At 70.1% G+C, this 18,469-nt stretch carries 20 protein-coding genes; 14 read left to right on the forward strand and 6 right to left on the reverse strand.

Annotated elements, in window-relative coordinates; genetic code table 11:
* The first annotated feature begins 55 nt into the window (after positions 1-55).
* The 6 genes from K1T35_RS01260 to K1T35_RS01285 are packed head-to-tail and all read left to right on the forward strand — an operon-like array spanning position 56 to position 7,205.
* On the forward strand, positions 56-1,435 hold the full coding sequence (locus K1T35_RS01260; RefSeq protein ID WP_255621462.1) for an extracellular solute-binding protein: 1,380 nt from the start codon (positions 56-58) through the stop codon (positions 1,433-1,435).
* Entirely contained in the window at positions 1,432-3,441 is a 2,010-nt protein-coding gene (locus K1T35_RS01265) for an ABC transporter permease subunit (protein ID WP_220258367.1), read from the forward strand. The genes K1T35_RS01260 and K1T35_RS01265 overlap by 4 nt, the downstream gene beginning before the upstream one ends.
* Positions 3,438-4,223 carry an IclR family transcriptional regulator gene (locus K1T35_RS01270; RefSeq protein ID WP_255621463.1) on the forward strand — a complete coding sequence of 262 codons (786 nt, stop codon included), beginning with the start codon at positions 3,438-3,440 and terminating at the stop codon, positions 4,221-4,223. Before K1T35_RS01265 ends, K1T35_RS01270 begins: the two co-directional genes overlap by 4 nt.
* A gap of 21 nt (positions 4,224-4,244) precedes the next feature.
* Positions 4,245-5,066 carry an RraA family protein gene (locus K1T35_RS01275; RefSeq protein WP_220258369.1) on the forward strand — a complete coding sequence of 274 codons (822 nt, stop codon included), beginning with the start codon at positions 4,245-4,247 and terminating at the stop codon, positions 5,064-5,066.
* A complete protein-coding gene (locus K1T35_RS01280) occupies positions 5,063-6,337 on the forward strand; it encodes a mandelate racemase/muconate lactonizing enzyme family protein (RefSeq protein WP_220258371.1) in 1,275 nt (424 codons plus the stop codon). The genes K1T35_RS01275 and K1T35_RS01280 overlap by 4 nt, the downstream gene beginning before the upstream one ends.
* 1 nt (position 6,338) lies before the next feature.
* A complete protein-coding gene (locus K1T35_RS01285) occupies positions 6,339-7,205 on the forward strand; it encodes an NAD(P)-dependent oxidoreductase (RefSeq protein WP_255621464.1) in 867 nt (288 codons plus the stop codon).
* A 5-nt stretch (positions 7,206-7,210) separates the two neighbouring features.
* Here the strand turns inward: K1T35_RS01285 and K1T35_RS01290 are convergent, their stop codons facing one another.
* Complete coding sequence (locus tag K1T35_RS01290) at positions 7,211-7,852, reverse strand: TetR/AcrR family transcriptional regulator (RefSeq protein WP_220258373.1); 642 nt, start codon at positions 7,850-7,852, stop codon at positions 7,211-7,213.
* 296 nt (positions 7,853-8,148) lie between these two features.
* On the opposite strand from K1T35_RS01290, the gene K1T35_RS01295 reads away from it, so the two are divergent.
* The 5 genes from K1T35_RS01295 to K1T35_RS01315 all read left to right on the forward strand — a co-directional run bounded on the left by K1T35_RS01295 (position 8,149) and on the right by K1T35_RS01315 (position 13,570).
* Positions 8,149-9,693, forward strand: coding sequence for an HlyD family efflux transporter periplasmic adaptor subunit (locus K1T35_RS01295; protein ID WP_220258374.1), 1,545 nt, complete (start codon positions 8,149-8,151; stop codon positions 9,691-9,693).
* A 36-nt stretch (positions 9,694-9,729) separates the two neighbouring features.
* The gene (locus K1T35_RS01300) at positions 9,730-10,527 is read left to right on the forward strand and encodes an efflux RND transporter periplasmic adaptor subunit (protein WP_220258375.1); all 798 of its coding nucleotides are present in this window, start codon (positions 9,730-9,732) and stop codon (positions 10,525-10,527) included.
* A gap of 3 nt (positions 10,528-10,530) precedes the next feature.
* Positions 10,531-12,066, forward strand: a complete 1,536-nt coding sequence (locus K1T35_RS01305) for a DHA2 family efflux MFS transporter permease subunit (protein ID WP_255621465.1) — start codon at positions 10,531-10,533, stop codon at positions 12,064-12,066.
* A 95-nt stretch (positions 12,067-12,161) separates the two neighbouring features.
* Positions 12,162-13,361: a cytochrome P450 gene (locus K1T35_RS01310; protein ID WP_370645291.1), complete on the forward strand. Its 1,200-nt coding sequence runs from the start codon at positions 12,162-12,164 to the stop codon at positions 13,359-13,361.
* Positions 13,362-13,372: 11 nt separating this feature from the next.
* Entirely contained in the window at positions 13,373-13,570 is a 198-nt protein-coding gene (locus tag K1T35_RS01315; RefSeq protein ID WP_220262310.1) for a ferredoxin, read from the forward strand.
* Here K1T35_RS01315 and K1T35_RS01320 read toward each other — a convergent pair.
* Both K1T35_RS01320 and K1T35_RS01325 read right to left on the reverse strand, forming a co-directional pair.
* Positions 13,567-13,872: a hypothetical protein gene (locus K1T35_RS01320; protein ID WP_220258376.1), complete on the reverse strand. Its 306-nt coding sequence runs from the start codon at positions 13,870-13,872 to the stop codon at positions 13,567-13,569. The two genes, K1T35_RS01315 and K1T35_RS01320, sit on opposite strands and share 4 nt — an antisense overlap.
* Positions 13,835-14,719 (reverse strand): AraC family transcriptional regulator, encoded by an 885-nt coding sequence (locus K1T35_RS01325; protein WP_220258377.1) that lies wholly within the window; start codon positions 14,717-14,719, stop codon positions 13,835-13,837. Before K1T35_RS01325 ends, K1T35_RS01320 begins: the two co-directional genes overlap by 38 nt.
* A gap of 27 nt (positions 14,720-14,746) precedes the next feature.
* On the opposite strand from K1T35_RS01325, the gene K1T35_RS01330 reads away from it, so the two are divergent.
* Positions 14,747-15,283 carry a class I SAM-dependent methyltransferase gene (locus K1T35_RS01330; RefSeq protein WP_220258378.1) on the forward strand — a complete coding sequence of 179 codons (537 nt, stop codon included), beginning with the start codon at positions 14,747-14,749 and terminating at the stop codon, positions 15,281-15,283.
* On the forward strand, positions 15,271-16,023 hold the full coding sequence (locus tag K1T35_RS01335; protein ID WP_220258379.1) for an SDR family oxidoreductase: 753 nt from the start codon (positions 15,271-15,273) through the stop codon (positions 16,021-16,023). Before K1T35_RS01330 ends, K1T35_RS01335 begins: the two co-directional genes overlap by 13 nt.
* A 148-nt stretch (positions 16,024-16,171) precedes the next feature.
* Here K1T35_RS01335 and K1T35_RS01340 read toward each other — a convergent pair whose 3' ends face one another.
* The 3 genes from K1T35_RS01340 to K1T35_RS01350 form a co-directional block, all read right to left on the reverse strand.
* Positions 16,172-16,855 (reverse strand): pentapeptide repeat-containing protein, encoded by a 684-nt coding sequence (locus K1T35_RS01340; RefSeq protein ID WP_220258380.1) that lies wholly within the window; start codon positions 16,853-16,855, stop codon positions 16,172-16,174.
* Positions 16,856-16,884: 29 nt separating this feature from the next.
* On the reverse strand, positions 16,885-17,100 hold the full coding sequence (locus K1T35_RS01345; RefSeq protein ID WP_220258381.1) for a hypothetical protein: 216 nt from the start codon (positions 17,098-17,100) through the stop codon (positions 16,885-16,887).
* A 92-nt stretch (positions 17,101-17,192) separates the two neighbouring features.
* Entirely contained in the window at positions 17,193-18,035 is an 843-nt protein-coding gene (locus K1T35_RS01350; protein WP_255622799.1) for a GntR family transcriptional regulator, read from the reverse strand.
* On the opposite strand from K1T35_RS01350, the gene K1T35_RS01355 reads away from it, so the two are divergent.
* A complete protein-coding gene (locus K1T35_RS01355; protein WP_220258382.1) occupies positions 18,034-18,468 on the forward strand; it encodes an NUDIX hydrolase in 435 nt (144 codons plus the stop codon). The two genes, K1T35_RS01350 and K1T35_RS01355, sit on opposite strands and share 2 nt — an antisense overlap.
* Position 18,469: the final 1 nt, after the last annotated feature.

The raw sequence follows: 18,469 nt of genomic DNA on the forward strand, positions 1-18,469 counted from the left end.
AGTTGTCATGGCACAGCGGACCGGACCTGTTTGGTCGAGGCGGAAGTTCCTGGGGATGAGTGCGCTCGGCGCCGTCGGGCTCAGCGCCTGCGGTGGTCAGCCCGCCGCACCCCAGGTGGACGTCCAGGTGTCGCAGGCGGTGCTCGATGCCGCGGCGCCCTACCGCGGCGGCTCGGTGGGCATGCTCTCGCAGAAGCTGTACTCCGAGGCCGCCAACCAGGCGCTCGACCGCTCGCTCCAGGCGTTCGCGCAGGCCACCGGCACCACCGTGCAGAACGACCTGGTCTCGGGCGATTCCGGCGACATGGTCGCCAAGATGGACGCAGAGGTGAGGGCCGGCACCGCCCGGGACCTCGCCTTCATGAGCGACGAGCGGTTCGTCGGCCAGCTGCATAACCTCGGTGACCTCGAGGACGTCACCGACGTGGTCGAGGAGATGAAGGCCCTCTACGGCGAGCCGGCGACAGAGGCCACCAACTTCTGCGTGTTCAACGGGCGCTGGTTCGCGATCCCCTACCACTTCATCGCCGCCGGGATGTTCCTGCGGAAGGACTGGTACGCGGAGAAGGGGCTCCCGCTCAAGCCCACCTACACGTGGGAGGAGCTGCGCGACAACGCGCTGGCGGTCTCGGACCCGGCACAGCGACGCTTCGGGTGGGGTATCACGATCAACCGCTCCGGCGACGCCAACGGGTTCATCGAGTCCGTCATCAACACCTACGGCGGGTCGATCGCGGACAACACCGGGCAGAGGGTGGTGTTCAACTCGCCTGAGACCGTCGAGGCCGTCACGTTCATCGGCGACATCTACACCAACCCGAAGTGGGAGCCCATGCTGCCGCCCGGGATCGAGAGCTGGACCGACACCGGCAACAACGAGAACTGGCTCGCGGGCATCATTGGCGTCACCAACAACCAGTACAGCATCTACGCCGACTCGAAGACCAAGGGCAACCCGGTCTACGCGAACACCCACCCGTTCAACGGGGCCATCGGTCCGGCGGTCGACGTTCCCATCGCGTTCGGCTCGTCGAACTCGTTCGTCGTGTTCAAGGGGGCGAAGAACCCCGACCTGGCCAAGCAGGTGGCGAAGTTCATGGTCAGCGGGTCCGCCCTGCTCGGCGTCGCGCAAGGGGCACCGTGCCTGGTGAACCCGTCGTGGGAGAAGGTGTGGGACTCCGACCCGTACTACACCAACGGCGACCCGGCATACGCGGCGATCCGCGAACAGACCAGGACGCCGATCCCGTTGACCACCGCGACCGGCTACACGTTCCCGCAGGCCCCGAGCCCCGGTGAGCAGGCCGCGGTGGCCGCCTACCTGCTCACGGACATGATGCAGTCGGTGGTCCAGGGCACCGCTCCGGCCGAGGCCGTGGCCACCACCCACGACCGCATGGTCCAGATCTTCGAGCAGCAGGGCTACAAGCAGTGACCGTCACCAGTCCGCGGCCTGCCCCGGCCCGCTCCGCGGCCGCCGGGTCGACCTCGCTCTCCGGCACGCAGCGGATGCTCGGGCGGGACTGGCGGCTCGCAACGGCCTTCCTCGCGCCCGCCGGGCTGCTCATCGCGGCGCTCATCCTGTTCCCGATCGTCAGCTCGATGGTCACCAGCACCACCGAACGGCATGGCGCGGACACGGTGTTCGTCGGGCTGGACAACTACACGGCGCTCGTCGACGACCCCGTGTTCCACACCGGTGTGCTCAACTCGTTCGTCTTCACCGCGTACGCCGAGATCTTCAAGGTCACCCTCGGCCTCATCGCGGCGCTGATGCTGCACCACATGCGCAAGGGCCGGGCGATCATCGCCGGAATCATCCTGCTTCCCTGGGTGGTGCCGACGGTCGTCACCGCGTTCACGTGGCGCTCGTTGTTCGACCCGATCTTCGGCAGCGTCAACGTGGTGCTCACCGACTCCGGGATCGGGCCGATGCTCGCCGCGATCGGGCTCGTCGACCGCTGGCCCGCCGAGTGGCTGTCGGATCCCAACCTCGCGATGCCGGCGGTCATCCTGGTCAACGTCTGGAAGGGCATCCCGTTCTTCACGGTGACCTTCCTCGCCGGGCTCAAGGCGATCGACAGCACCCTCTACGAGGCGGCCATGGTCGACGGCGCCACCCCGTGGCAGCGCTTCCGGCACGTCACCCTGCCCGGCCTGCGCCACGTCATGATCGTGACGGTGCTGCTGTCGTCCATCTGGACGTTCAACAACTTCGACCTGATCTGGCTGATGACCCAGGGCGGGCCGGGGGACGCCACCGCGCCGTACGTGATGGTGGCCTACTCCAAGGCCATCCAGCAGCTGCAGGAGGGCGCCGGTGCCGCGGTCACGCTGGTGATGCTGCCGATCATCGGCATCCTCGTGGTCATCCTGGTCCGGTTGATGCGCCGGAGCGACGGGCCCGGCACCGGCGACTTCGGGCGCAGCCGACTGACCCCGGCGCAGCGCAAGGCGATGCCGTGGGTGATCGTCGCCGTCTCGACGCTGCTGCTGATCTGGGCCTCACCGCACATCGTGTGGAAGGCAGCGCTCGTGCTGGGCGTGTTCGTGCTCCTCGCGGCGATCATCGGGCGGGTGGTCTCCACGCTGGCCGCGCGGGGCAACCAGTTCGCGGCCCGGTTGGTGAACGGCGTCGGATCGGGCGTCGCGCTCGTGGGGCTGCTGGGGTTCGTGCTTGCCCCGCTGTACTGGATGACGGTCACGGCGTTCAAGTCCGACACCCAGATCGTCATGCGCACCAGCGACCTGTGGCCCACCCCGTGGAGCACCGAGCAGTTCACCAACCTCTTCTCGGGCCGGGCGTTCGGCACCTGGTACCTCAACACCGTCATGGTGGCCACGGCGTCCACCCTGATCGCGCTGGTCTGCGCCGCGCTCGCCGGCTACGCGCTGGCGCGGCTGAAGTTCCGCGGCTCGGAGAGCTTCACGGTGACGATCCTGCTCACGTACGTGATGCCGGGTGCGCTGCTGTTCATCCCGCTGTACCAGATGATGAGCGGGGTCCGGCTGAACGACTCGCTCTGGTCGCTGGTGATCACGTACCCGACGTTCACGCTGCCGTTCGCCACGTGGCTGCTCGTGGGCTACTTCAAGTCGATCCCGGCCGATCTGGAGGAGTCGGCGCTCGTCGACGGCTGCACGCGGTTCGGTGCGTTCGTGCGGATCGTGCTGCCGCTGGCGAAGCCGGGCTTGTTGGCGGTGGCGCTGTTCACCCTCACCAACGCGTGGAACGAGTTCCTCTTCGCGTTCGTGTTCATCACCCGCGACGACTACAAGACGTTGCCGGTCGGCATGCAGTCGATGATCTTCGGTGACGTCGTGCCGCAGGGCCAGCTGGCGGCGGCATCGCTGCTGATCAGCATTCCGGTGGTGCTCATGTACGCCTTCGGACAGCGGTTCTTGACCGAGGGTCTGACTGCGGGTGCTGTGAAGGGATGACCTCAGCGTCATCGATACAGCCGGTTCGCAGGGGGCGGGCCAGCGCGGCGGGAACCTCCGTCGAGAAAGCCATGCGGATCCTCGAGGCGCTCGCCGTGCCGGACGGGCCGCACCGGCTGATGGACGTGGCCGAGCGCGCGGCCGTGCCCCGCTCCACGGCGTACCGCGTGCTGGCCACGCTCACCGCCGAGGGGTTCGCCGAGAACTGCGGCGACGGGCGCTACGGCGTCGGGGGGCGGCTGTCCGGGCTCGGCGCGCAGCTCGTCTCGGTGGTGTCGGCCGGGGTCGGGCCCGCCCTGCGCCGGCTGCAGGAGGGCGCGGGCGGCAACACGGTGCACCTCGCGGTCCGGGTCGGCGACCACGCCGTCTACCTGCACAAGGTCGACAGCGACAAGCCGTACGAGATGCGTTCGCGGGTGGGCAACCAGCTCATGCTGCACTGCACGGCGATCGGCAAGGCGGTCCTCGCCCATCTCCCTCCGGACGAGGTGGACGCCGTGATGGCCTCGGCGGGCATGCCGGCCCGTACCGAGGCCACGATCACCGGCCTCCCGGCCCTGCACGCCGAGCTGGCCGCCGTGCGCGAGCGCGGTTTCGCCGTCGACGACGAGGAGAACGAGGCCACCGTGCGCTGCCTCGGTGCGGCTGTCCTCGACCGGGCAGGCCGGCCGCGCGGCGGCGTGAGCATCTCCACCGTCACGTTCGCGGTGAAACGCGCCGAGCTGCTCGGCTACGCACCGCTGTTGAAATCGACCGTCCAGGGAATGACCGATCTCGTATAGCAGGAAGAAGGCGAAGCGGACGTGCGCATCCATCCCGGCAAGGACGATCTCGAGGAGCTCACCGCGGCGTGGACCGGTGAGCGCTTCGGATCGGGCCGGCCCCGAGTTCCGGACGACGTGCTGGAGAGCCTGAAGCTCGCCACCACCGAGGAGGCGTGGGGCCACCTGTTCCAGGCCGGGTACGTGCGCCAGTTCGCGGGAGGCTGGCGCGAGACGCACCCGGGCACGGTGATCGTCGGCAGGGCCGTCACCGCGCAGTTCCTGCCGCACCGGCCCGACTACGACGCCGTCGTGGTCGCGGCGGGCGCGCGCGAGGGGCACATGGAGGGCGACCGCCAGAACTCGTGGGTGATCGAGACCCTCGAGAGCGGCGACGTCATGGTCGTCGACATCTTCGGCAAGGTCGTCGAGGGCACGGTGGTCGGCGACAACCTCGGAACGGCCGTGGCCTCGCGCACCGGCGTGGGCGCGGTGATCGACGGCGGCATCCGCGACCTGCAGGGCCTGCAGCAGCTGCCCGGCGGGGTCAACATCTTCCACCGCGACGTCGACCCCACGCCCATCCGCGGGGTCACGCTCGCCGGGATCAACATCCCGATCCGGATCGGCGGGGCCACGGTCCTGCCCGGCGACGTGATCCTCGGCACCCCCACCGGCGTCGCCGTGATCCCAGCCCACCTCGCCGCGGAGGTGGCCGCCACCAGCGTGGACACCCGCATCCGCGACGTGTTCGGAAAGCAGCGGCTGGCCGAGCGGCGCTACACGAGCGCCCAGATCGACGTGCCGACCTGGGCGGACGACATCGAGGCCGACTTCCAGCAGTGGCGCAAGGAGCGTGGATGAGTTCCAGCACGATCACCGAGGAATACGTCGATACCGCGTCGCGGCCCAGCGACCTGCGGATCACGGACGTGCGGGTGGCGAACCTGCACGGGGTGCCGTTCCGCTCGTCGATCATCCGGATCGACACCAACCAGGGGCTCGTCGGCTACGGCGAGGTGCGCGACCAGGCCAGCGCCAGCTACGCGCTCGTGCTCAAGAGCCGGATCGTGGGGGAGAACCCCTGCAACCTCGACAAGGTCTTCCGCAAGATCAAGCAGTTCGGGCACCACGGCCGCCAGGGCGGCGGCGTGTCCGGCATCGAGATGGCGCTGATGGACCTGGCGGGCAAGGCGTACGGCGTGCCCGCGTACGCGCTCGTCGGCGGCAAGTTCCGCGACACGGTGCGGTGCTACGCCGACACGCCGTCGCTGCTCGACCCGCACGAGATGGGCGAGCGGCTGCTCGAGCGCAAGCGCCGCGGCTTCACGATGCTCAAGATGGACGTGGGCATCTCGCTGCTGTGGGACGTCCCCGGCACGCTCATCGCCCCGCCAGGGGCGCGTGAGGACGTCTCGACGATGCACCCGTTCACGGGCATCCAGGTCACCCCCAAGGGGGTCGAGCACCTGGCGAGCTACGTCGACACCGTGCGGTCGATCGTCGGTTACGACGTGGCGCTCGCGGCCGACCACTTCGGCCACATCGCCCTCGACTCGTGCATCCGGATCGGGCGGGCCCTCGAACCGTTCACGCTGGCCTGGATCGAGGACCTGATCCCGTGGCAGTTCACCGACCAGTGGCGTCAGCTCACCGAGGCCGTTGCGGTGCCCACCTGCACGGGTGAAGACATCTACCTCACCGAGGGCTTCAAACCCCTGCTCGACGCGGGCGCCATCCGCGTGGTGCACCCCGACCCGGCCACGTCCGGTGGGATCGCCGAGACGAAGCGGCTCGGGGACTACGCGCAGGAGCGCGGAATCGCCATGGCGCTGCACCTCGCGGCGTCGCCGATCGCCACGATGGCCTGCGTCCACCTCGCCGCCGCAACGGAGAACTTCCTCGCGCTCGAGCACCACGCCGCCGACGTGCCGTTCTGGAGTGAGCTGGTCACCGGCCTGCCCCGGCCGCTGATCCAGGACGGGTCCATCACGGTGCCGGACACCCCGGGCCTCGGGTTCGGAGAGATCAACGAGGAGCTGTTCCGCCAGCAGCTGGACCCGCGCGACCCGGTGTTCTTCGCCGAGACGACCCACTGGGACGGCGAGACGAGCCACGACCGCCTGTGGAGCTGAGTTGAGGATCGCCGTGACGGGCGCGGCGGGCCGGCTGGGCCGGCACGTCGTCGCCCGTGCCCTGCGCGCCGGGCACGAGGTCGTCGCAACCGATCTGCCCGGCGCGACCGAGGAGCCCGCGGGACGGGTGGAGTGGCGGGCCGCCGATCTCACCGACTTCGACCAGGCAAAGACCGCGCTCGCCGGCGCCGAGGCCGTGATCCACCTGGGTGGGCTCGTGCATCCCGGCTACCCGGAGCCGGAGGTCCACCGCGTCAACGTGAACGGCACGTACCACGTGCTGGTGGCCGCCGAGGAGCACGGGCTGGAGGGCGTCTGCCTCGCGTCGAGCATCAACGCGATCGGTGGCGTCTACAGCGCGGAGCCGCGCTACGACTACTTCCCGGTGGACGAGGACCATCCGACCTACGCCGAGGACGCCTACAGCCTGTCCAAATGGATCGTCGAGCAGCAGTCGGCGGCGTTCGCGCGCCGCCGGCTGGACGTGGCGTTCTCCGCGCTGCGGCTGCACGGCCTGCGTGACGACGCGGAAGCGGCGAAGTCCCGTGGACCTGACGACGGCAGGGCTCGCAAGGACCTGTGGGGCTGGGTGAGCTTCGACGCGGCGGCGGCCGCCTGCCTGCTCGCGGTGCTCCGCCCGACCCCGGGCCACGCCGTCTACCACGTGGTGGCCGACCGCACGATCACCCGCACGCCCAGCGCCGAGCTGGCCGCGCGCTGGTACCCGGGCGTGCCCCTGCGCGCGCCGATGGCGGGCACCGCCGGGTTCTACTCCACGGCCAGGACCACCGAGGACCTCGGCTGGGATCCCGCCGTCGACCACCCGGAGATCGCTCCCCGTGAACGGTCCCGCCTCCCGGCCGCCTGATCGCGTCAGTTGCTCGTGATGTGGTCGGCCCAGATGACGTGCCCTGGCAGGGGGTCGTGCTCCCGGCCGGCCCGGAGGCTCTCCAGGAGCAGCGCCATGCAGCGCTCCGAGGCCAGCTGCGCTGAGGCGCTCCACTCGATCGACAGCGGATGGGCCAGCAGCGCGAACATCACGGCGACGTCGCCGGTGCCGACGTCCGTGCGTAGCGTGCCCTCGGCCTGCGCCCTGCGCACCACGCGGTCGAGCAGTTCGATCATGTGCCGGCGGGACTGGTCGACGTCGCGTTCCTTCTTGAGGAGCGCGTGCACGTGCGGGTAGGCCGTGAGCAGCCGGAAGGACAGCCGCAGCTCCTGTGACTGGCGCAGAATGCGCACCAATGCGTCCCATGCCGAGGGTTCCTCGGTGAGGGCGGCGTTCGCCTCAGTGAACGCGTTCTCGAAGTTGTTCACGGCCACCGCCCGGATGAGGGCCTCCCGGTCGGCGAAGTGCCGGTAGAGCGTGCCCGTGGCGACGCCAGCCGATCGAGCGATTTCCTCGGTGGGCGCGTCCGGGCCGTGTGTGGCGAACCACGTCTTGGCGGCGGCGACGATACGGTCGCGGTTGCGGCGCGCGTCAGCCCGCAGTCTGGGCTGCTGCTCGTCTCCCACGGCCGTCCTCTCGGTTGGGTCTCAGCGTTTTATCAGGCCGTCACTCTCGCATGATCGGGGTCACTCGATGGCGGGAAACGGTATCTGCGAGACTCCACTCTCGTTTCTAGAGCGTGGTGATTGTGCCGCATCAGCGGGAGGGGAGCGTGCAGCGGATGAACCGGCGTTACATGTCGGCCGGACGGCTGCGGCGGATCGGCGCGGCGGGGTGCGGGGTACTTGCCGTGCTCCTGGTTGCCTCGTGCACGAGCGAGGAGGCCTCGAGACCGACAACTGCGACGGTTCAGCGCGCTTCGGTGACCAGCGGCGTGTCGGCCACCGGCTCGATGAGCGCGGCCAGCCAGCAGAACATGGGCTTCCCGGACGGCGGTCAGCTGACCAACGTCTTCGTGAAGGTCGGCGACCGCGTCGAGCCGGGGCAGGTGATAGCCACGGTGGACGACTTCGCCCTGCGCCAGACGCTGGAGCAGCAGCAGGGGCAGCTGAGGTCCCAGCAGGCCGCTCTCGACCGGCTGATCAACTCCCCGGTCGCCGACGGTGCCGGTGACTCGCTGTCACAGGCCCAGGAGATCCTGGACAAGACTCGCAAGCAGGCCTCCGAGGCGCTCGACGCGGCCGAGCAGGAGATCGACAACGCCGAGCGGAAGCTCGAGGTCGACAAGAAGGTCCTCGACAGGGCCGAGGACCAGCTCGAGGCCGACGAGCGGGCGTGCGACGACGACTCGCCGAGCAATAGCTCGACGAACAACGGCTCGGGGCGCAGCAACTCCGCCAACGGCGGCTCGTCGGGCAGCGGCTCGTCGGGCAGCGGCGCCGAGGGCAGCGAGGACTCGGACGACGAGGACGGCAGCACCACCAACTCGTCGGGCTCGCTGCTGTCGGTGACCCCGAGCTCGACGAACCAGTCGGCCGCGTGCAGCGCCATCCCGTCGGACAAGTCCGCGGTGGCGTCGGCCAAGCAGACGGTCGTGGTCAGCAAGAACGCGGTGGATTCCGCGAAGAGGTCGCGCGACTCCCAGCGGGCCAGCGGCGAGCTGTCGATCGCGAACGCCGAGCAGTCGGTGGTGAGCGCCCGCAACAACGCGAACTCGGAGCGGTCGGACCGGCCGTTCAACATCGAGGAGCAGCGCGGCGCCGTCGTGAGCCAGCAGGCGGCCGTGGCCGCCGCGCAGCGCGACGTCGACGACGCCACGCTGCGTTCGCCGGTGGCCGCCACGGTCTCGGCGGTCAACGGTGTGGTCGGGGAGTACCTGGCGCCGAGCAGCGGCACCAGTGCCCTTGCCCCGGGAAGCCAGGCGGGCATCCCGGGCGTGGACTCCGCGTCGGCGGCGCAGGCCGCTGCCGGGGTCGGCGCCAACCCGGCCCGGCCCGGCGGCACCCAGTTCCTGGTGCTCGACAACATCGACGCGTTCCAGGTGGTTGTCCCCTTCAACGAGTCGGACGCCGCGACGATCAGCCAGAACCAGAAGGTCAACGTGGCGGTCGACGCGGTCCCGGACGTCACGCTCGAGGGCACGGTGCTCTCGGTCGCACCGACCGGCACCGCCATCTCCGGGGTTGTCACCTACTACGTGACGATCGTCGTCAACAACTCGGACCCGCGGATCAAGGACGGGCAAACGGTGCGCGCCACCGTGGTCACCGAGGAGCTCGCCAACGTGCTCACTGTGCCGAGCGCGGCGGTGCGCCAGGAGAACGGTCGCTCCGTGGTGACGGTCCTGAACTCCGACGGCACCCAGGCGACGGTTCCGTTCGAGCCGGGCAAGGTGGGGGCGGACCGCACACAGGTGCTCTCCGGCCTGCGGGAGGGGCAGCAGATCGTGCTGCCCACCCCACGGTGAACGAGCGGATACTCGAGGTCGGAGGGGAGTCGATCGATGTCTGAGGGTCCGATCACGGAGCCGGTCGCGGTGAGCAACGGCAGCACCGATGGCAGGGGTACCGAGGCCAAGAGCAACGACAGCAACACCAACAGCACCAACAGCGCAGGCGACGCCGCCGAGCCGAAGCAGAAGCGGCAGATGTCGCGGGGCACGAGGATCGCGCTCGTCCTGATCCTCGTGATCGCCGTGGTTGCCGGTGGTGGGGTCACCGCCTGGTACTTCATCGACGCGCAGAACTACGTCACCACCGACAACGCGCAGGTCGACGGCGACCGCATCTCGGTCAACGCGCCCACCAGCGGCACGGTGATCGACTGGAGGGCCACGGAGGGTTCGCAGCTGCAGCAGGACCACGTCGTGGGACGGATCCGCATCCAGGGTGCGTTCGTCCAGCCGGAGATGGCGGTGCGGTCTCCGGGCAACGGCACGGTCGCGGTCAACAACGCCGTCGAGGGCACCTACGTCACGGCGGGCACCGAGCTGGCGGTCGCCTACGACTTCTCCAAGATCTACGTCACCGCGCGCGTCGACGAGACGGACATCGACGACGTCCGTCCCGGCCAGGTCGTCGACATCGACGTCGACGCGTTCCCCGGCCATCAGTTCAGGGGATCGGTGCGCGAAGTGCAGGGTGGGGCCGCGGGTGTCTTCTCGGTGTTCCCGGAGTCCAACACCTCGGGGAACTTCCAGAAGGTCACGCAGGTGATCCCGGTGAAGATCGATATCGACAACCCGGAGGGTCTCGGGATCGTGCCTGGCATGAACGTCACCGTGCACATTCACAAGGGCTGAGCGGTGACGCAGGCGGCGGCGGCCCGCGCGGAGGCACGCGCGGCCGCCGGGGGGTGGCTGCTTCCGCTCGTCGTGCTCGTGTCCGGCATGTTCATGTCGGTGCTCGACACGAGCATCGTCAACGTGGCGATCCCGAAGATGCAGAACGTCTTCGGGGTCACCGCGGACGACATCGAGTGGATCGCCACGTCCTACACGCTCGTGCTCGGCGTGGTCGTGCCGGCCAGCTCGTGGCTCGCCAACCGGGTCGGCATGAAGCGGCTGTACATCATCGCGCTGGTGGCCTTCGCCGCGGGATCGGCGCTCTGCGGCGCCGCGTGGGATCTGGAGAGCATGATCGCCTTCCGGGTTCTGCAGGCCATCCCGGGCGGCGTCCTGCCGGTCGTGAGCCTCTCGATGCTCTACCAGATCGTGCCGAGGGAACGGATCGGCGCCGCGATGGGCATCTACGGCCTCGGTGTCGTCGTCGCGCCGGCAGTCGGCCCGACGCTCGGCGGCTACCTGGTCGAGTACGTGGACTGGCGGCTGATCTTCTTCATCAACGTGCCGATCGGCGTACTGGGGGCGATCGCGGCCTTCCTCCTGCTGCCGGCCTTCACCGGTCAGCCGGCCGGCCGGTTCGATTTCCTCGGCTTCCTCGCCATCGCCACCGGGCTCTCGTCGCTGCTGCTCGCACTCTCGGAGGGGCAGTCGTGGGGATGGAGCGACTATCGCACGGTGATCCTGATCATCCTCGGGATCGTGTCCCTCGCGCTGTTCGTGGTGATCGAGAACGCTGTCGAGAACCCGCTGCTCGACGTCCGGGTGTTCCGGGTGTGGCAGTACACCAACTCGCTGCTGCTGATCGCGGTGCTCTCGATCGGCCTGTTCTCCGTGCTCTTCTACATCCCTGTGTACCTCCAGTCAGCGCGCGGGCTCCAGGCGTTCGAGGCCGGGTTGCTGCTCATGCCCCAGGCGCTCGTCATGCTCGTCATGATGCCGATCGCCGGGCAGATCTACGACCGGATCGGTGCGCGCGTGCCCGCGGTCGTCGGCATGCTGATCATGACGGTGGCGACCTATCTCCTGCAGGACCTGACCGCTGTCACGTCGCAGGAGGAGATCGTCGGGCTGCTCTGCTTCCGGGCCTTCGGCACCGGGCTGTGCATGATGCCGATCATGACGGGTGGGATCTCGGCCGTTCCGCCCGCGATCGTCGGCTCGGCGAGCGCGTTCAACAACGTCGCGCAGCGCGTCTCGTCGGCACTCGGGCTCGCTGCCTTGACCGCCTTCATGACCATCCAGCAGGCTCAGCTGGGCGCCGATCGCAGCGGGTTGCTCGACCCCGCGATGCTGCCCTCGCTCGGTCAGGGGCAGACGGGGCAGCTGCTCGGCACCTATGCGATCTACCAGCAGACCAACACGCAGGTCTACGTCTCGTCGCTCGACGACGTCATGCTCATCATCACGGTCATGACCGCCTTCGCCGTCGTGCTCGCCTGCTTCCTCCGTCATGGGCGCAGTGAGTCTGCCGGCGCCGGGCCCGCGATGGTCGACTGAGGGGTTGCTGAGGCGACGCGGAACCCGCCGACGGGTGCCCGTCGTCTTCTAGGCGGGAGCGCGCCACGAGGGCGTGCGCGCCGTCGGGAGGTCCGGTGACAGCACCACCAACGTTGCCCGTCCACATGCAGCGCAACGTCTTCGACCCGGCACCCGAGCTGGCCGAGCTACGCGCCGGCACGGGCATCGAGCGGATCCGCACCGCGTTCGGGATGGAGGCATGGGTCGTCACCCGGTTCGCGGACGTCCGCGAGGTGCTGAGCGATCCGGCGCGCTTCAGCAACGCGCGCCTGCAGGAGGCGGGCCGCGCCCCTGGCCTCCCGCCCGTGAGCCCCGAGGAACGGGCGCGGCAGCTGGCGGGAAACCTGCTCGCCGCCGACCCGCCAGAGCACACCCGGCTGCGCCGGATGCTCACCCCGGAGTTCACGGTACGGCGGATGCGCAGGCTGGAGCCGCGGATCCGGGAGATCGTCGACGAGCACCTGGACGCGATGGAGCGGCACGGCCCGCCCGCCGACCTGGTGGCGGAGTTCGCCCTCCCCGTGCCGTCGCTGGTGATCTGCGAGCTGCTCGGGGTGCCGTACGCCGACCGGGCCGAGTTCCAGGCGCGCAGCAATCGGCAGCTCGACCTGCGTCTCCCGGCCGAGGAGCGGATGCGGGCCGGGCGGGAGTCGCGGGCGTACATGGCGACGCTGGTGACCGGTGCGAAGGCCGACCCGGGCGAGGACATGCTCGGCATGCTCGTCCGCGAGCACGGCGACGACCTCACCGCCGACGAGCTCGTCGGGATCGCGTCGCTGCTGCTGCTCGCCGGGCACGAGACGACGGCCAACATGCTCGGGCTCGGCACGCTCGCCCTGCTGCGCCACCCTGACCAGCTCGCGCTCGTGCGGGACGAGCCCGAGCGCGTCGACACAGCCGTCGAGGAGCTGCTGCGCTGGCTGAGCATCGTGCACACGGGCACCGGCAAGATGGCCACTGTCGACACCGAGATCGCCGGGCAGCCGATCGCGGCGGGGGATCTCGTCATGTGCGCGCTGCCCACCGCCAACCGCGACCCGGAGCTGCGCACCCAACCGGACCAGCTCGACGTCACCCGCGGCGGCGTCGGTCACGTCGCCTTCGGTCACGGTATCCACCACTGCCTCGGGGCGCCGTTGGCCCGGATGGAGATGAAGATCGGCTTCCCGGCGCTGCTGCGGCGGTTCCCCGGCCTGGCCGAGGTGCCCGACACCGCGACGTTCCGCAGCTTCAGCATCATCTACGGTCTGACATCGCTGCAGGTGACGTGGTGAAGGGGGACCTGATGGCCGGGGTGCACGTACACGCGGACCGTGATGTCTGCATCGGCGCGGGGCTCTGCGTCGTCACGGCGGAGGCGGTGTTCGACCAGGACGACGACGGCATCGTGGTCGTGCTCGACGAGCACCCCGCCGATGCCGCGGCCGCCAGGGATGCCGTGGCGAACTGCCCGTCCGGCGCGCTGTCGCTCACGGAGGACTAACTGGGTGCGCTGACCACCGTGTAGTGGTGCACCCGCTCGTCCACGTCGTCGAGCACGGCGCGGGCGGCCGGGGAGACGTTCGCCGCGTCGACGTCGGGGCCGGCGAAGCGGCGCACGTCGGCGAGTGAGTCGAACAGTGTCAGCGTGACGAATTCGGTGCCGGTCGCGTGTGAGCGGCGCAGCAGGTAGGCGCCGCGGAAGCCGTCGAGGCCGCCCAGTGCGTCGAGCACGTGGGAGTCGAACTCCTGCTCGTATGCGCGGGGATCACTCGCCGTTCGGGCGCTCCAGATTCGCATGATCATGCCTGGATCGTCCGCGGCTTCCCGGCGCGAGGCTTGACGATTCGTGCTCGCCACCGAGCAGCCGTCGGATGCGGCTGGGCGGGTCGCCGACCTCGGCGCGCATCGCTCGCGTGAAGTGCGCGTGGTCGGCGAACCCGAGATCGGCGGCGATCCCTGCGAGATCCCGGTCGCCGTCGGCCAGCCGGTCCAGCGCGGCGCGCACCCGCAGGCGGTTCCGGAACCGAGTGAGGGTCTCGCCGGTCTCCGCGCGGAACACCCGGGAGAGGTGCGACCGCGAGACGCCGAGCAGGCGCGCGAGGCGGTCGAGGCCGTCGAACGCGGGGTCCGTGACCAGCACCTCCCTGGCCGCCTCCGCGAGCCGCCGGTGGGACGGGGTGTCGCCGGGTGCGGTGGCGCGAACGGGGTCGCGGAGCAGGCCCGTTGCGAGGTGCACCACCCGCTCGGCCAGCTCGAACCCGTCGGCACCCTGGCGCGCACGCGCGAGCAATGCGCGATGGGCCATGTCCACCCGGCCCGATGTGCGCAGCGTGTCCGGCAGCCGCCCGGGCAGCAGCTCGGCGGCGAGTTGCGGACCGAGCGAGACCACGGTGCAGGCGTCCTCGCGGCCCGGCAAGTGGGCGATGCTCTGCTCGTCGCCCGGGCGTCCCACGAACGCCGAGACCGGATCGACCGTCGCTTCCGCGCTGCGCAGTGTCCCCGAACTACGGAGCCGGAGCCCGAACGTGCCGCGTCGCACGAAGACGAGCTGGTGGCCGGGGGTGTGCAGGGGTGCGGTCCACGCCGGTGTTCGCTCGACGATCCGCAGGTCGTCCACGGCGATGTCGTCGGCGGCAGCCAGCCTCGTCACGTGTCGCACGATGCGATGCTTCCACGTGTGGCGCCGGCAGCGGAGCGGTTGGTATGGGCGGTCGAGACGCTGGGCGTGCGTCCCGGCGACCGGGTGCTCGAGATCGGTTGCGGGCACGGCGTTGCCGTGTCGCTGGTGTGCGAACGCCTCGACGGCGGGAGCGTCCTCGGCATCGACCGGTCCGCCAAGATGATCGAGATGGCGCGTCGACGCAACGCAGTGCACGTGGCCGCGGGGCGGGCGATGTTCCAGGTGGCGGCGCTGCACGAAGCCGACCTCGGCGACGCCCGGTTCGATCTCGCCTTCGCGATCCACGTGCCGGTACTGCTGCGCGGCGACCCGCGCCGGGAGCTCGCGATCGTGCGCGCCCACCTCGTGCCGGGAGGCCGGTTCGCGTTGCCGTTCCAGCCGCTGGACCCCGCGACCACCGAGCCGACCATCGATCGGCTCGCCGGCATGCTCGACGCAGGCGGGTTCACGGTCGAGGAGCGGCACGTCGCCGAGCTGGCGAGCGGCAGGGCCGGATGCGTCGTCGCGGCGAGCGGGAGATCATGTCGCTCGTGACGGACGGCGATGTGGCAGTGGTGACGGGTGCGGGCTCGGGAGTCGGGAGGGTGGTGGCGACGGCCCTGCTCGGCGCGGGCTATCGGGTGGCGCTCGCCGGGCGCAGGGCGGAGGCGCTCGAGGAGACAGCGGGTGGCCGGGAGACCGCGCTCGTGGCGCCGACGGACGTCGCCGACGCCGAGTCGGTGGCCCGGTTGTTCGCGCAGGTGCGGGAGCGCTGGGGCCGGGTCGACCTGCTGATGAACAACGCCGGCACGTTCGGGCCGTCCGGCAGCGTGGACGAGATCGCGGTGGAGGACTGGACGTCCACCGTCGCCACGAACCTGACCGGGGCGTTCCTCTGCGCGCGCGAGGCATTCGCCGCGATGCGCGCGCAGCAGCCCCAGGGCGGGCGGATCATCAACAACGGCTCCATCTCCGCGCACGTGCCGCGTCCCGGCAGCGCGGCCTACACGGCAACGAAGCACGCGCTCACCGGTCTGACCAAGTCGATCGCGCTCGACGGGCGCCCGTACGGCATCGCCTGTGGCCAGATCGACATCGGCAACGCCGCCACCGACATGACGGCCGGCATCTCGGTCGGCGCGAAGCAGGCCGACGGCAGCATCCGCCCTGAGCCGACGTTCGATCCGGCGCACGTGGCCGACGCCGTTCTGCTCATGGCCCGGCTGCCCCTCGACGCGAACATCCCGTTCCTGACGATCACGGCGACGACCATGCCGTTCCTGGGCCGCGGCTGACTGAAGCGTGATCAGCGGCTGGGTGCAGAACCGGCCGTATCTGGCCGCCGTTGCACCCGTCTGGCGATGAAGCTCGGGCACGCTGGGCAAGATTGTCAGATGGGTGCGGAAACGGCCGGATATGGCCATTCAGGCACCGTACCGGCGATCACGGCGGTTGCTCGGTCACCTGGATCCCGACGGCGTCGAGCAGGCCGGTGGCCAGCGGGATGATCTGGTCCGGGCTGATCCGTGCGCCGCGCAGGGAGAGCACGCCGCGGACGTCGTCGACGGTGGAGCCGTGCAGGTCGGTCTCCCGCAGCCGCGCCGCGTCGAAGCTCGCCTCGGCCAGGTCGCACCCGAGCAGCGCGCAGTGCTCGGCGTCGAACTCGAACAGGTCGGCACCGTGCAGCGAGGTGTTCTCGACGAGGAGGAACCGCGCCTTCGCCATCCGGAACCCGGCGAGATCGGCGGTGCTGTCGGTGATGCGGACGTCGGTGAGCTGCGACCCGTCGAAGCCGGCGCCGGTGAGCCGGCAGTCGGTGAAGACGACCCGCGTGAGCACGGCCTCCTCCAACCGGGCGCCGGACAGGTCGCAGTGGACGAACTCCACGTCCCGGCATTCCAGGCCGGTGAAGCGGGAGCCGGCCAGGTTTCCGCCGACCCACCGGCTCTCCTGGATGCGCAGGTCGGCCACGCGCTCGGGCACCTGGACCGCGGCGCCTGCCTCGACGCAGTCCCACAGCTCGCCGCCCTCGACCACCGCGGGGGCCTGCGCCAGCTCGTCGGGGAGGTCGGGTGCCTCCGGGCGGCGCTTGGTGGGACGGGATCTGCTGCTTCCTCGGGGGGCCACGGGGCGAACGTACGGGGTGGGGCCGACGATCAGTTGTGTCCCGCGACCGCGCAAAGGGCGATGCGGGCCACGGTGCACGGCCAATGCGAGAGGGTGTGTACGCAGCCCGTGCAGTAGTCATCCGGGCGGCGGCGGTGCTGCGCGAGAGTGCGCTCAGGGCCGCCCGGTTGCGCGACCATGAAGGCCACCGCGGCGGCAAAGGTCCGCTGCGCCGCCACGTAGTCGTCGACCTCGTCGTCGTTCATGCCGATCACGCACCTCTCGCATTTCCACTAGGTCACCTGGTTGTCTAGGGGAGTGGCGAAGGTACCGCGCGAGCGGATGAGGTGCAACGGAGTCAGCGCGCCTTGATCTCGTACTCCAGGACGTATGCCGGAGCCGCCTTTACGGTGTCGCACACCTCGACCGGTCTCCCTGCGATGTCATAGGCGGTGCGGACGACCACGATCACCGGCACGCCTGCTTGCAGCTCGAGACGGCGTCGCTCCTCGACGGTCGGCATGCGAGCAGCGACCTCCTCCACGAACCGATCGAGGGTGTACCCCGCGTCCTCCAAGCGGGCGTACAGGCCTCCGGGCCCGGTGTCGATTTCCGCGATCGCAGTGCCTTCTGCGACTGCGAGCGGCAGGTACGACACCGCGAGCTCGACCGGCCGGTCGTCGGCGAAGTAGCGCCGAGAGCGGCTCAGCACGAGGCTATCTTCCAGCCGCAGGCGCTCACGCACGAAAGCGGGCGCCTCGACCCGAGTGACCTCGATCTGATCGACGCGAGCCCGGAAGCCGCTTCGCTCAGCCTCCGCGAGGAAGGCCGCCTTCCCCGCCTTGCGGTGTTCACGCGCGAACCGGTCGGACGCCAGCCTCCGGACGGGCGGCGGCTGCCGCACGAAGACACCGCGCCCGTGCTCTGCGACGACTCGCCCCTCGGCACGGAGCTCCTGAATCGCTTGCCTCGCCGTCATCCGCGCTACACCGTAGTGCTCCTTCAGCTCCGCCTCGGATGGAAGCCGATCCGCGGGCCCGAGCTGACCGGCGTCGATCGCGGCGCGAAGGTGATCGGCGATCTGCCGGTATGGCGGCCGATCGTTCAGCCGGTCGATGCGGCCGAGGTCCACACGAACACCTCCAGTCGTCCAGGCGTCCCGTAGGGTACGTCTCTGATCGTCGGAGGAAGGGCTCGACATGGGCGGCACGCCCAGGCACTCCGTGAGCGTCGCCGGCGTCGTGGTACGCGACGACGGACGCGTCCTCGTGATCCAGCGCCGGGACAACGGTCACTGGGAGCCGCCCGGCGGCGTGCTCGAACTCGCCGAGACCTTCGACGAGGGCGTCCGACGCGAGGTGGCCGAGGAGACCGGCGTGCAGGTCGACGTCGAGCGGCTCACCGGCGTGTACAAGAACGTCAAGCGCGGCATCGTTGCCTTGGTGTTCCGCTGCCGCCCTGCAGCGGGTGAGGCGACGGCGACGGACGAGTCGAGGCGGGTCGCCTGGTTCACCCCGGAAGAAGTGCGCCGGCACATGACCCCCGCTTATGCGATCCGGGTCTTGGATGCCCTGGACGACGGGGTTGCGACCAGGGCCCACGACGGGGTGCACATGATCAGGTCGACCTCATGAG

The organism is Pseudonocardia sp. DSM 110487 (genome assembly GCF_019468565.1).
In the GTDB taxonomy this organism is placed as follows: Bacteria; Actinomycetota; Actinomycetes; order Mycobacteriales; family Pseudonocardiaceae; genus Pseudonocardia.

Bases quoted from the DNA above. Each gene is read 5' to 3' on its own strand.
- K1T35_RS01260 (WP_255621462.1), top strand. From the start codon at position 56: ATGAGTGCGCTCGGCGCCGTCGGGCTCAGCGCCTGCGGTGGTCAGCCC.
- K1T35_RS01270 (WP_255621463.1), top strand. From the start codon at position 3,438: ATGACCTCAGCGTCATCGATACAGCCGGTTCGCAGGGGGCGGGCCAGC.
- K1T35_RS01280 (WP_220258371.1), top strand. From the start codon at position 5,063: ATGAGTTCCAGCACGATCACCGAGGAATACGTCGATACCGCGTCGCGG.
- K1T35_RS01300 (WP_220258375.1), top strand. From the start codon at position 9,730: ATGTCTGAGGGTCCGATCACGGAGCCGGTCGCGGTGAGCAACGGCAGC.
- K1T35_RS01315 (WP_220262310.1), top strand. From the start codon at position 13,373: ATGGCCGGGGTGCACGTACACGCGGACCGTGATGTCTGCATCGGCGCG.
- K1T35_RS01320 (WP_220258376.1), bottom strand. From the start codon at position 13,872: ATGATCATGCGAATCTGGAGCGCCCGAACGGCGAGTGATCCCCGCGCA.
- K1T35_RS01335 (WP_220258379.1), top strand. From the start codon at position 15,271: ATGTCGCTCGTGACGGACGGCGATGTGGCAGTGGTGACGGGTGCGGGC.
- K1T35_RS01345 (WP_220258381.1), bottom strand. From the start codon at position 17,100: ATGAACGACGACGAGGTCGACGACTACGTGGCGGCGCAGCGGACCTTT.
- K1T35_RS01355 (WP_220258382.1), top strand. From the start codon at position 18,034: ATGGGCGGCACGCCCAGGCACTCCGTGAGCGTCGCCGGCGTCGTGGTA.
- K1T35_RS01350 (WP_255622799.1), bottom strand. From the start codon at position 18,035: ATGTCGAGCCCTTCCTCCGACGATCAGAGACGTACCCTACGGGACGCC.